Raw genomic sequence first — 13240 nt, 5'->3', positions numbered from 1 at the left:
GAGATCACAATGAAAAGTACGACTCAAATTCAAACATTAGAAGGTCGCCGTATTGCAAAACGCTTGTTCAATCATTGGAAGCATAAATTTGAAGTACTTGAAACCGAACAAGATTTTAAAATTATTATGCCAACAGCCGTTATTACGCTGATTCCACAACCAGAAACACTTGATGTTAGCATTAAGAGCGATGATGAAAACCACGATCGTTTAGAGCAAGTGGTCATTGATCATTTAAACCGTATGGCACAACAAGAGTTTACGGTGACTTGGCATCATCCGTCTTAAGGGGTGATGGAAATAAATGCTTTTCTAACTGAGGCAACATAATTTCCATATTTTTTCCAAGTGACCATTGTGGTTCGGAAGGCTCAAAACCTTGGGCATTTTCCCACTGCGATACGGTCGCTTGAGCCGTCACAAAAGCATCTTTAAGCGATGTCTTTTCTCGCATTGCCTGATCAAAAAACGCACGTCCAAAATAGGTATAGTCTGATTCATTATTACATCCAAAAGATGAACGATCAGAAGCCGATGCTGTAATGACTAGTGTGTTATCTGACTGTAAAGCGGGAATAAAACTGCCCGAATAACATGCCGAAATGACAATAACGCGCCACTTAATACCTGCTTTATCAAGTGCACCACGCAACCATTTTGGATCAACTTGTTTTAAATCAATCGGCGCATTTTCAAGTTCAAAATGTTCTTTTTCACCATGCGATGTCATATACATAAACAACACATCAGTGTCTTTATTCATTTGTTGCCCAATACGATTAAGCGCCATTTCAATACTGGTTTCTGACGCAATCGGCAATGTCGTACGTGTGTCAGGATCATTCACCAAACCAATAGAACGCCCAAATGTGCCAAAACGTGTATCAAACTGCGAGCGTATTCGTTGAACCTCTGAACTAAACACAGAGTCGTAACTATCGCCTGCAACGCCTAAAAAATACCAATGAGTTTGCGCAAAATCACCAAACTGAATTTTTTCTAATGCTTGGTTCAGTAAATTACCTTGGGCGTATAGTGCATCTTCAGAAATAGTGGGCTGTACGTCATCTACTTTCCAAATAGGTTGAGATTTCATAGACAGTTGCCAAACCACCAAGGTAAATATGGTCGCAAGCATAATCAGCCCACGCTCCCACCATGGCCATTTTAGCTCACGCGCAAAAACCCAAATAACCGCTAAACTTTGCCAAACAAATAACCCTGCAAAAATATTGGGAAAAGCGTTATAAATGCTATCGGGTAAAAAATTGAGATAGTCCTGATCGCCTAGATACTGAAGTAAGCACTGAATTAAAATAATATTGGTATCAAGTACCAACCATAACAATGCAGGTACTAGCATCAAACGGGGATTATTCATTCGTTGAGAAAGAAAAATGCCCACAATCAAAGCAATAAATGGCCAAACGGCGTAACTAATTAAGCCTTGTGGATTAAAAGTACCTACTTGCCCTGCCACCAACCAACTAAATAAACTATTGACTGCACCTGCCATAACGCCCCAAAACAGGAGCTGAAAAATAGAGGGATGTACAATTTTTAACGAACGGCGCGAGCCCAACAGTAACCACAGCCCTGCAAGTTCATTATTTTTTAAATCGTGCCCAAAATTAATGGAAGGTTTTAAATCAATCATAGTTATTGGAAGTATCCATCAAAACGGCAGGCATCACCCAACCATTGATGTTGTGGTGGCTCATCATTTAAAAATACCGCATAACGTGGGCGTTTTACAATGACCCTTTGTGCAACTTTTTTTGCATGTTCTAAAAGTTGGTCGCCTAAATCCATTTCACCATCTTCAGGTAGCAACATGTGCAATAGTTGCATCTGTTTCTTTACTTGTGCAGTTTTTTCACGTTGTGGAAACATGGGGTCTAAATACACCACATCGACAGCGCTAGCTTGCTGTAAGTATTCGGCTGAATCTGCAAAAACCAATGTTATATTTTGTACCACATTGGCTAAAAACGTATCTTGTTGTGCTTGTTGGTATGCACTTTCTAATAAGGTATATAAAATAGGATGGCGTTCAACCAAGGTAATTTTTGCGCCAAATTTTGCCATTAATAAGGTGTCATGCCCTAAGCCTGCCGTTGCATCAATAAGTGTTGGGCTATCATTTGCCTGACAAGCACGTGCAAGCATCTCAGATTTAAGCGATGCACGTTTTAAACGCCCCGTTTCGGCTTTCCAATCAGGCTGCATCTTCATGCCTTGTGCAGTCAGACTCACCCCTGCACCATCTACAATAAGGGCAAGCTCAGGATGTAGACGTAAAAATTTTGCATTAATTTTGTCTGTACATTGCAAATCTATTTGTACGCCACGCTCAGCTAAACGCTCACTCAGTTGCTGTGCCTGTTTGGTATACGGCGTTTCATACCATAACTTCATTACCACTGTACCCAACCTGTGTACCATGTCAGTAAAATTAGAATGCCAAATACAATACGGTAATAAGCAAAAATACTAAAATCATGTTTAGAAACGTAACGAATTAACGCACGAATCACAATTAAAGCAGATACAAATGCAACAATAATCCCCACGCCTAAGATTTCCATATCTGCAACGTGTAGATCATGGCGCATTTTATACATGTCAAGTAAGCCTGCACCCATTAGTACAGGAATACCTAAAAAGAATGAAAATTCTGCTGCTGCTTTGCGTGACACGCCCAAAAACAAAGACCCAATAATGGTAGAACCTGAACGTGATGTGCCCGGAACTAAAGCGAAACATTGAATTAAACCAATGATTACAGCTTGTTTAAAGGTTAGGTTTTCTACTTCTTGGCTCTTAATTTGATGTTGACGGCGTTCTGCCCACAAAATAATAAAACCACCTACAATAAGCGCACACGCAACAGTGACAGCATTAAATAAGTAGGCTTTTACAGTTTCACCAAAAGTTAACCCAATTAACATAATCGGAATAGTTGCCACAATTAAATTGATGCTCAAACGGCGCCCTTGAACGTCTCCTGTAAGCGCACCAATCAAGGCACCCCACAATTTTCCCCAATACTGATAAATAACGGCTGCAATTGCCCCAATTTGTACGGCAACCGAAAACATATCTCGTTTTTCGGGTGTCCAAAAATCAAGAAGTTGCCCCGTTAAAATTAAATGCCCTGTACTTGAGATCGGTAGAAATTCGGTAATCCCTTCGACCAATCCCATAATTGCAGCTTTAAATAACAGTATTAAATCCATTTTATGCTTTGCCTTGTTCTGAAATCTTTTTCCAAGCGTTATCACGTAAATATACAGGCAGTGCGTGAGATGCCTCTACAGTGGGTGCTGTTTGTGCAATGGTTGCTATGTCTTGTGCATCTGCTATCACAGTAAGCAACGCATCTTTTTGTAAAAGAGGTGCACCTGAACCCACTAATGTATGTTTAATTTCGTTTTGTGCTATATCGTAAGCTAATAATTTTTCTTCTGATACAGGCTGCATAATCTTATTTTGATCTAGCTCATAACTTGCAATATACACTTCTTTCATACGTGCATCTAAAACAGCAGTCACTGCGGTTAAACCATGTAAACGATATGCCGCTTGTGCCAATGCCTGTAATGTTGAAACAGGAGCAACAGGTATATCATTTGCCCATGCCAATGCTTGAGTGACTGCAGCATTAATACGTACGCCACTAAAAGACCCTGGACCACGACTAAATGCAATTACATCTAACTGTTCAAGTGTCAAGTCTGTTTGCTGTAAGCCTTGCTCAATCATGGGCAATAAGGTTTGTGTTTGTGCACGCGGTTGTTCATTAAACCCATTAAATTTCACCGTACCATCTTCCACAATACAAACCGAACACTGCTCATTAGCAGTTTCAAGTGCTAGCAATTTCATGCCTGCTCTACCATCTTTTCCAAACTAAAAGCTATCATACGCTAGTCATTTGCGCTTATAAATCTGTTATTCTCAAAGCATCTTGTTTTCACGAGTTTTTAAGATGTCATACTGCCTACAATGCGGACATAAAACAAAAAAAGAAATCCCAACAGATGATACAAAATTACGCCAAGTCTGTCCTCAATGTGGTTATATTCATTACGAAAACCCCAAAGTCATCTGTGGTGCTTTAGTGATTTGGCAAGAAAAAGTCTTACTGTGTAAACGTGCCATAGAACCGCGTTACGGTTATTGGACACTGCCTGCTGGCTATATGGAGCTTGGCGAAACCATGGCACAAGGTGCACAACGTGAAACTTTAGAAGAAGCAGAAGCTGTGGTTAATTTAGAACAGTTATACTGCTTGTACGATGTACCGCATATTGGGCAAATTTATAGTGTATTTAAAGGAACACTTGAAAATGGAAAATTTGGTGCAGGCATTGAAACCTTAGAAAGCCGACTTTTTAGCGAAGATGAAATTCCATGGGATGAACTTGCATTTCCTAGCGTAAAATCTACCCTACAACACTACTTTAATGATCGTAAAACACTTTCATTTCCATTACATTTACAAACGATTGAACAATAGTGTGTTTTAGTTATGTCTTTACCCTTTAAAAAAATACTGTCCGATTTCCCAACTTGTCCTGCACAAGTACTTTATCGTTTACAGTCTTTACAAGGGCTTGTTTATTTGCAAGATCATGGCAAACCTGTGATTGGCTTTCTTCCAAAACACTACTCGCTTGATGGTCAAATTAATTTTAATTTTTCTGATACACCCAAAACAGGTACAGGTTTTAATGGTGGTTGGATTGGCTTTATTGGGTATGATTATTCTGCTAACCAATTTATTGATGCACCCTCTCATGCCCAACCTGCTACCTATCTAGGGTATTACCTATCTTATTTAAAATTTGAAAAAAATACGTGGGTCTTTTATAGCCATGAGCCACATGGACAAGAAATTTTAGAAAAAATTACGCAATTACCTAAAGCGGATCTTCATTTTGAACTGATTGAGCCTTGCACCCCAACATGGACAAAAACCCAATACACACACGCATTTAATCAAGTTCAAAACTATATTAAAGCAGGCGATTGCTACCAAATTAATCTTACTCAACAATTTAAAGGCAAAGCAAACGGACAGCTTCTTGCTCAAGCAGCCAAACTTTGGCAACTCACCAATGCACCTTATGCAGGTTATCTCAAAATTAATGATTTTGAGCTTTTGAGCTGTTCCCCTGAACTATTTATTGAATTTCAAGCCAATCACATTGTTAAAACACGCCCTATCAAAGGCACAATGCCACGTTATACAAACACGCAACAAGATGAACAATCCAAAAACACACTTGCTAAGTCCATAAAAGATCAGGCAGAAAATGTCATGATTGTAGATTTGTTGCGTAACGATTTAAGCCTTTATGCACAAATAGGCAGTGTAAAAACCAACAAACTGTTTGAAATTGAAAGTTTTGAACAAGTGCACCACATGGTGAGTGAAATACAAGCCACGTTAAAACCACACATCAACCCAATGCACATGCTGTTAGATGCCTCACCAGGTGGTTCTATTACAGGTGCACCCAAAATTCGGGCAATGCAAATTATCTCAGAATTAGAACAACAACCTAGAGGTGCATATTGCGGGTCTATGGGTTACTTTAATTTAGATGGTACAGGTTGTTGGAATATTCTCATTCGTTCAATTCAAAAATATCAAAACGAGCTGAGTGTTTGGGCAGGTGGTGGTATTACTATTGCGTCAAATTGCGATGCAGAATATCAAGAATGTTTTGATAAAATTTCAGCCATTCTTGATTCAATTAACACGCCAAGCGTTTAAGGCGTCTGTCAGTTCTTTGGAATAAAAGGGCTGTTGTTTCAGGCATTGCCATGCTTGTTCAACAGCTTGCATTTTGTTGAGTTTTTGTCCTAAACTAAAAATTTGATAATCCACACCGTAATTTAAAATGTTAGGTTCAAATGTCTGTGTTTTATGTTTTGCCAAAAGTGCAAAATCAAATGCTAAAGTAGCATCACCTATTTGTGTATACAACAAACTTAATTCATATAAACATTCAACATAGTCAGTACTTGCACCTTTTAACCATGTAAATACTGCTTTTTCTAATTGGTTGTTATTTTTGTAAATTTCACCTAGATAACGACAAGCTAAATATGTTTCTTCAGTATTGGAACTTGGTAATGTCAAACGCTGTTCAAACCAAAAAATTGCTTGGTCAATATCACCATGACTATAGTAAGACGTTGCACAATAATAAGCATAACGTGCTTTCATTAACGGTTCATGCTCTTGCTCAAACGCTTGTTGTAGCGTCTGTGCATCTTTTAAGTATTTATTTAGCTCTTGATTTCTTGCGCCAAAATGTCCTGTTTGAATGTAATAATCGCCTGCAAGTTCACACTCACTCAAATTAGGCTGAGTATTCACAATACTTTCATGTAGTACACCAATCCATTTCACAATATTTTTATTTTTAAACAAAATTTTTCGGGTGTAATAAAAATCTCGGGTTGCACTTCTAAATTTAAGCGCATAAATATCATGCTCAAAAATTTGTGGCACATCACCATAAAAGCGGTCATCAGCATCAAAAACTAAAATATAATCAGATAACCCCTCACACGCTTGTAATGCTAAGTTACGGTTCACTTCAAAATTTTGCCATTGATGATGATGTACAATACCTTTAATCTGATGTGTTTTTAAGTATGCTTCAACTATTTCTACCGTATTATCCGTAGAACCTGTATCACAAATCACCACTGTATCAATCGCAATATGCTTACAGATATTATCTAAAGTATCTACAATAATATTTGCTTCATTTTTAACAATCATGTTCAAACAAATTGTAGATACTGTCATGATTTTATTTCCGCAAAAAATCGACTAATGCTTGGTTTTGTTCATCTGTTCCAATCGTAATACGCAAAAATTGATTAATTCTTGGCTTATTAAAGTAACGGACAATAATTCCAACATCGCGTAATTTCTGAGCAAGGTCGCCTGCATCACGCTGTGGATGGGTTACAAAAATAAAGTTAGCTTTAGACGGTAATACATTAAATCCAATCTCTTGTAATTGCTTAACCAATTTCTCACGGCTAGCAATGACTTTTTCGCACTGTGCTTTAAAATACGCTTCATCTTCAAATGAAGCGACTGCTGCTGCAATGGCAAAACGATCAAGCGGATAAGAGTTAAAGCTATTTTTCACCGTTTCTAGGGCTTCAATTAAATGCGGTTGTGCAATTGCAAAACCAACACGTAAGCCTGCCAAAGAACGCGATTTTGAAGTTGTTTGACACACCACAAGATTTTCGTAACGACTCACTAAGCTCACAGCAGATTCTGCACCAAAATCTACATAAGCTTCATCAATCACCACTATACGATCAGGGTTTAGCTTCAAAATTTCTTCAATTTTATCAAGCGATAATGCAATACTCGTTGGTGCATTCGGGTTGGCAATAATCACCCCACCATTTGGTACAGCATAATCTTGTGGTTCAATTTCAAAATTTTCATTGAGTGCAATCTTTTGTGTTTTTATTTCAAAAAATTGGCTATACACAGGGTAAAAACTATACGAAATATCAGGCGATAAAATAGGTGCATCTTGAATAAAAAATGCTTTAAAAATATGTGCCAAAACCTCATCTGACCCGTTACCCACAAACACATGCGAAACATCAACTTGCTGTTGTTTCGCAATTGCCTGCTTTAATACAGATGCATCAGGGTCTGGATACAAACGTAACGCATCTGCTTGATGTTGCAATACTTGCTCAACAGCATTCACCACTTTTGGCGATGGCGGATATGGATTTTCATTGGTGTTTAGTTTTACCAAATTTTGTACTTTAGGTTGCTCACCTGGTGTATATGGCTCTAACTCCCGAACCATGGGGCTCCAAAACTTTTTCATATTACCCTCTTAAGAACGGTAGCGTACAGAACGTGCATGCGCATCTAAATCTTCTTCTTGCGCTAAAATATCTGCTGCTTGAGCAAGCGGTTTAACGCCTTGTTCCGTACAAAAAATTAAACTTGAGCGCTTTTGAAAATCATACACACCCAATGGCGAAGAAAAACGTGCAGTACCTGAGGTTGGCAGAACATGGTTAGGACCTGCACAATAATCGCCAATGGCTTCAGGTGTATAACGACCCATAAAAATTGCACCCGCATGGCGGATATCTTCTGCCATTGTTTGCGGATCATCGACACAAAGCTGTAAATGCTCAGGGGCAACTTGGTTAATTAACGCTACTGCTTCTGCTCGATCTTTCACTAATACCAATGCACCACGGTTGTGAATAGATGTTCGTGCAATCTCAGCTTTTGGTAAATTCGCTAAATGTTCTTCAATTGCATCGGCTACTTCATTTAAAAAATCTGCATCAGGTGTAATTAAAATGGCTTGCGCAACTGTGTCATGCTCAGCTTGCGACAATACATCCATCGCAATCCATTTTGCGTTGTTTTGACCTTCTGCATATACCAAAATTTCAGATGGTCCTGCAATCATATCAATACCACACTGCCCAAATACCGCACGTTTAGCTGCCGCAACAAATCGATTTCCTGGACCTGTAATTTTGTCCACTTTTGGAATTGTTTGAGTACCATATGCCAACGCAGCAACGGCTTGTGCGCCACCAATTGTAAATACACGGCTCACACCTGCCAAATATGCTGCTGCCAGTACAAGAGGATTTAGCTGACCTTCGGGTGCAGGCACAACCATGATAATTTCGCCTACGCCTGCGACATGGGCAGGAATGGCATTCATTAATACAGAAGATGGATACGATGCCAAACCACCGGGAACATAAATCCCTACACGATCAAGCGGTGTCACTTTTTGACCAAGTGTATTCCCTAGATCATCCGTATACGTCCAACCGTCTTGTTTTTGTGCTTGATGAAAAGAACGAATACGATGAGCCGCAAGTTCTAATGCTTCACGAACTTGAGGTTTTAAGCCGTCAAAAGCTGTTTTTAGTTGTTCTTGAGTAAGTTCTAATTCTGAAAATTGATGCGCGGGATGTCGGTCAAACTGTTGTGTGAGTTTCAGTACATGTGCATCACCATGTTGGCGTACATCATGAATAATTTGCTCTACAGTTTGGAGAAGTTTTGGATCGTTTACTGTTTCAAAGGCTAATAAATCCGCAAAGACCTGTTTAAAATCTTGGTCTTTAGTCGATAAACGTCGCATCAATTTACCCACAAGTTTTAACAAAATGAACTTTGAGTTTAACCTGTTTTAAGGTGCTTGTGGGTAAGAATTTTATGCTTGACGATCTTTAACAGCTTGTTCTAACTGAGAAAGAATAGGATTGAGTACAGCTTGCTTACGTTTAAAACTTGCTTTATTTACAATTAAGCGTGAAGAAACTTGGCAAATTTCTTCTAATGGTTCTAGCCCATTTGCACGCAGTGTATTGCCTGTGTCCACCACATCCACAATGTAATCGCCTAAACCAACAAGCGGCGCAAGCTCCATTGAGCCATACAACTTAATTACATCTACTTGCTCACCTAAACTTGCATAGTACTCACGAGTTAAGTTGACATATTTCGTTGCGATTTTTAGGCGACCTTTTGGACGAACCATGCCTACTTTTGCAGCAGTCATTAAGCGACAGTTTGCAATTTTTAAGTCTAACGGTTCATACACATTTTGAGCACCATGCTCCATTAATACATCTTTACCTGCCACACCTAAATCTGCCGCCCCATTTTCTACATAAGTTGGCACATCAGATGCACGTAAAATTAAAATCCGCACCAATTTATGTGTTGTTGGAAAAATAAGTTTACGTGATTTATCAGGATCTTCGAGTAAATTAATGCCCGCAGTTTCAAGTAAAGGTAACGTATCTTTTAAAATACGCCCCTTACTTAATGCCAAAGTCAAACCATGATCAAAATTACCCATTACATAAAAATTTGGATCATCGTTTCTTAACTCATTCATTTTTTACTCACTTACTCGCTTAATAATTGCCCCTAACCCTTGGAGCTTCGCTTCTACATTTTCATAACCACGGTCAATATGATAAATACGATCAACCAATGTTTCGCCTTGAGCAGCAAGTGCAGCCAACACTAACGAAAAAGAAGCACGTAAATCAGTTGCCATCACAGGTGCAGCAGAAAGTTGCTCTACACCTGTTACAACAGCATCATTTCCTTCTACTTGAATGTTTGCACCCATACGAGATAACTCAGGCACGTGCATAAAGCGATTCTCAAAAATTGTTTCCGAAATCGTTGCAAAACCACGTCCAATCGCGTTTACCGCCATAATTTGTGCTTGCATATCTGTTGGGAAATCGGGATGTGGCAATGTTCTAAAACTTACTGCTTTAGGACGCTTACCTTGCATATCAAGCTCAATCCAATCATCACCACGGGTTACTTCTGCACCCATTTCTTCAAATTTTTCAAGAACAGCTTCAAGTAATGTTGGGTCAGTATGCGTTGTTTTAACTCGTCCACCTGTCATTGCCGCAGCAGCAAGGTATGAACCTGTTTCAATACGGTCTGCAACAACTGCATATTCACAGCCATGTAAACTCTCAACACCTGTTACTGTAAGGGTATCAGTATCAAGACCTTCAATTTTTGCACCCATTTTGATAAGCATTTGTGCAAGATCGGTAATTTCTGGCTCGCGTGCAGCATTACGAATAACCGTTACACCATCAGCCAATGCTGCTGCCATTAATATGTTTTCTGTCCCACCAACAGTCACCATATCAAAAACAACTTCACCACCTTTTAAACGACCATCTATATGTGCATGTACATAACCATTTTCCACACTAATGGTTGCCCCAAGTGCTTCTAACGCTTTTAAATGCTGATCTACAGGACGAGAACCAATGGCACATCCACCGGGTAAAGACACTTTAGCTTCACCGTAACGTGCAAGTAATGGACCTAAAACCAAAATAGAGGCACGCATTGTTTTTACAAGTTCGTAAGGCGCAAACTGATTGTCTAATGTAGATGTATCAGCACTTACGGTATCCCCTTTGTAAGAAATGGTTACGCCTAGTCCTGCAATCAGTTGTACCAAAGTATTTACATCTTTTAAATTGGGCACATTTGTAATTTGAATAGGTGAATCCGCTAAAATTGTAGCGGCTAATAGTGGTAATGCTGCATTTTTTGCACCTGAAATACGTACTTCACCGTTTAGCGTACGTCCACCTTGTATTAAAAACTTATCCATCTAAACCTTATGCTCCGAATAGGCTTGCTTTACGCCATTCTTCTTTTGTCATTGCTCTGATTGTTACAGCATGTACTGCACCACTTGCAATGTATTCATTTAAAGGAGCATATACAAGTTGTTGACGACCTACTGTACGTTTACCTTCAAATTTATCATCAACAATACGTAGGTCAAACTTTCCGGCTTGTCCACTTACAACAACTTCAGCCTCAGGAAAAGCTGTTTTTAAAACTTCTGTAAGTTGTTCACTGTTCATTAAAAAAACCTCGCTTAGACCTACGATATAAAAGTGGTCTATTTTACTATATCTCAAAAAAATAATTCATTAGACTTCATTTAAATTTGTTAAAAAAGTCTGATTTAAATAAGAATCTTACGTTCAGATGAAGATGGAATATGTAGAGACTCTCTATACTTTGCAACAGTTCGACGTGCTACCTCTATACCGTCTTGTTTTAATTGATTCGAAATTACATTATCTGAAAGCGGTTTTTTAGGATTTTCTGCTGCAATCATTTTTTTGATTTTGGCACGAATTGCTGTAGAAGAGCACTCTCCACCAACTGAAGTACCTACGTGGCTTGAGAAAAAATATTTAAGTTCAAACAATCCTTTAGGCGTTAATAAGTATTTATTTGTTGTTACCCGTGAAATTGTAGACTCATGTAAATCTACTTCTTCGGCAATATCTCTTAGAATCAAGGGTTTCATAAATTCGGCTCCCTTTTCTAAAAATTCCTGCTGATATTTCACAATGCATGCTGTTACTTTAAGTAATGTTTTGTGGCGTTCATCAATACTTTTGATAAAGTTTTTTGCCTCAATCATATGAGACTTTAGATACTGATTATCCGCACTCGAATCTGCACGTTTAATGAGTCCTGAATAGTAAGGATCTACCCTTAACTTGGGAACAACGTCAGAGTTCAGCTCAATTTGCCATTTGTTATTATTCTTTTTCACTACGACATCAGGTATTTGGTAATCGTCATACTCCACATTTAGGCCTAAACTTGGATAAGGTTTCAAAGTCCTGATTAACTCTAACCCTTGATTAAATTCATCCATAGTCATTTGTGCCTTTTTTATGAGTTTAGAGATATCATTAGATAATAAATAATGATATTGCTCTAATATTTTCAAAGCATATTCTTTTGAGGAGATATGTTTTATACGAACGATTTGTAACTGTAAATACTCAACCAACCCCTTAGATGCCACTCCAAATGGCTCTAAATTCTGAATATGTTTGATAACGACTAAGACCTCACTATTTTCAACCTCTATATTTAAATCTTCTAAAAATAAATTCGCAGAAGCAGTAATTTCAGAAATGTTAACTGGTAAAAAACCTTTTTCATCTAATTCATCAATAATAAGATGACTAATTAATTGGTCTACTTTAGAAAATTTAAGTAAATTTATTTGTTCTAATAAAATAGATTTTAATGTTTTTCTATAACTACGCTCAATTTCATAGTTTTCATCAGTTTGACCCGAACTGTGCGATACATAAATATCATCCCATTTAGCATCAACAGTTAAATCATTAGGAATTTCTTCAATATTTTTTAAAGGTTCTAATTGCTCATTCTTAGTTACAACTAGTTGCTCTGTATGCTCTTCTATTTTTTCCAATAGAGGATTACTTTCTAACTGAAGAGAAATTTCTTCTTGTAACTCCAAATTAGATAATTGCAATAAACGAATCGCCTGCTGTAATTGAGGAGTTAAAGATAGTGAATTAGATAACTTTAATCCTACAGACAGTTTCATTTACAGCTCCTTGTATAACACCAAGTTTTTCTTATATTTTATATATCATACGAGTCTTTATTCTAAAAGCATTATTTAAATTACAGTCATAAAAAAAGCCCCTCATTGAGGGGCTTTAGAATAATGAGCTGGCGATGACTTACTCTCACATGGGTAACCCCACACTACCATCAGCGCAAAGAGGTTTCACTTCTGAGTTCGGGAAGGGATCAGGTGGTTCACTCTTGCTATGGTCGCCAGCACAA

At 38.2% G+C, this 13240-nt stretch carries 14 protein-coding genes and 1 rRNA gene; 3 read left to right on the top strand and 12 right to left on the bottom strand.

The window, feature by feature from the left end; translation table 11 throughout:
* Positions 1-9 precede the first annotated feature (9 nt).
* Positions 10-288, top strand: coding sequence for a DUF2218 domain-containing protein (locus tag PCI70_RS10175; RefSeq protein WP_269915226.1), 279 nt, complete (start codon positions 10-12; stop codon positions 286-288).
* On the opposite strand, the gene PCI70_RS10170 is transcribed toward PCI70_RS10175, so the two are convergent.
* From PCI70_RS10170 to tsaB, 4 genes are read right to left on the bottom strand one after another with little or no spacing between them, the layout of a single operon-like run.
* Entirely contained in the window at positions 260-1657 is a 1398-nt protein-coding gene (locus PCI70_RS10170; protein WP_269915225.1) for a C13 family peptidase, read from the bottom strand. The genes PCI70_RS10175 and PCI70_RS10170 overlap by 29 nt on opposite strands.
* Positions 1658-1659: 2 nt before the next feature.
* Complete coding sequence (locus tag PCI70_RS10165) at positions 1660-2418, bottom strand: class I SAM-dependent methyltransferase (protein WP_269915224.1); 759 nt, start codon at positions 2416-2418, stop codon at positions 1660-1662.
* Positions 2418-3239: an undecaprenyl-diphosphate phosphatase gene (locus PCI70_RS10160; RefSeq protein WP_269915223.1), complete on the bottom strand. Its 822-nt coding sequence runs from the start codon at positions 3237-3239 to the stop codon at positions 2418-2420. The genes PCI70_RS10165 and PCI70_RS10160 overlap by 1 nt, the downstream gene beginning before the upstream one ends.
* A gap of 1 nt (position 3240) precedes the next feature.
* The gene (gene tsaB / locus PCI70_RS10155) at positions 3241-3888 is read right to left on the bottom strand and encodes a tRNA (adenosine(37)-N6)-threonylcarbamoyltransferase complex dimerization subunit type 1 TsaB (protein ID WP_269915222.1); all 648 of its coding nucleotides are present in this window, start codon (positions 3886-3888) and stop codon (positions 3241-3243) included.
* A gap of 103 nt (positions 3889-3991) precedes the next feature.
* On the opposite strand from tsaB, the gene PCI70_RS10150 reads away from it, so the two are divergent.
* Both PCI70_RS10150 and PCI70_RS10145 read left to right on the top strand, forming a co-directional pair.
* Positions 3992-4522: an NUDIX hydrolase gene (locus PCI70_RS10150; RefSeq protein ID WP_269915221.1), complete on the top strand. Its 531-nt coding sequence runs from the start codon at positions 3992-3994 to the stop codon at positions 4520-4522.
* 12 nt (positions 4523-4534) lie between these two features.
* Complete coding sequence (locus PCI70_RS10145; protein WP_269915220.1) at positions 4535-5785, top strand: anthranilate synthase component I family protein; 1251 nt, start codon at positions 4535-4537, stop codon at positions 5783-5785.
* Here the strand turns inward: PCI70_RS10145 and PCI70_RS10140 are convergent.
* From PCI70_RS10140 to rrf, 8 genes are all read right to left on the bottom strand, one after another.
* A complete protein-coding gene (locus tag PCI70_RS10140; protein WP_269915219.1) occupies positions 5762-6832 on the bottom strand; it encodes a tetratricopeptide repeat-containing glycosyltransferase in 1071 nt (356 codons plus the stop codon). The two genes, PCI70_RS10145 and PCI70_RS10140, sit on opposite strands and share 24 nt — an antisense overlap.
* Before the next feature lie 4 nt (positions 6833-6836).
* Positions 6837-7895, bottom strand: coding sequence for a histidinol-phosphate transaminase (gene hisC, locus PCI70_RS10135; protein ID WP_269915218.1), 1059 nt, complete (start codon positions 7893-7895; stop codon positions 6837-6839).
* 9 nt (positions 7896-7904) lie between these two features.
* Positions 7905-9203, bottom strand: coding sequence for a histidinol dehydrogenase (gene hisD, locus PCI70_RS10130; protein WP_269915283.1), 1299 nt, complete (start codon positions 9201-9203; stop codon positions 7905-7907).
* Positions 9204-9263: 60 nt separating this feature from the next.
* A complete protein-coding gene (gene hisG / locus PCI70_RS10125) occupies positions 9264-9953 on the bottom strand; it encodes an ATP phosphoribosyltransferase (protein WP_269915217.1) in 690 nt (229 codons plus the stop codon).
* Positions 9954-9956: 3 nt separating this feature from the next.
* The gene (gene murA / locus PCI70_RS10120) at positions 9957-11216 is read right to left on the bottom strand and encodes a UDP-N-acetylglucosamine 1-carboxyvinyltransferase (protein WP_269915216.1); all 1260 of its coding nucleotides are present in this window, start codon (positions 11214-11216) and stop codon (positions 9957-9959) included.
* Between the two features lie 7 nt (positions 11217-11223).
* Positions 11224-11475, bottom strand: a complete 252-nt coding sequence (ibaG, locus tag PCI70_RS10115) for a BolA family iron metabolism protein IbaG (RefSeq protein ID WP_269915215.1) — start codon at positions 11473-11475, stop codon at positions 11224-11226.
* Positions 11476-11579: 104 nt separating this feature from the next.
* Positions 11580-12995 carry an RNA polymerase factor sigma-54 gene (locus PCI70_RS10110; protein WP_269915214.1) on the bottom strand — a complete coding sequence of 472 codons (1416 nt, stop codon included), beginning with the start codon at positions 12993-12995 and terminating at the stop codon, positions 11580-11582.
* A 126-nt stretch (positions 12996-13121) separates the two neighbouring features.
* Positions 13122-13236: ribosomal RNA gene (rrf, locus tag PCI70_RS10105) — 5S ribosomal RNA — on the bottom strand.
* Positions 13237-13240 lie beyond the last annotated feature (4 nt).

This window comes from Acinetobacter sp. HY1485 (assembly GCF_027568475.1).
In the GTDB taxonomy this organism is placed as follows: Bacteria; Pseudomonadota; Gammaproteobacteria; order Pseudomonadales; family Moraxellaceae; genus Acinetobacter.
This window is presented reverse-complemented; position numbering and strand designations above follow the sequence as displayed.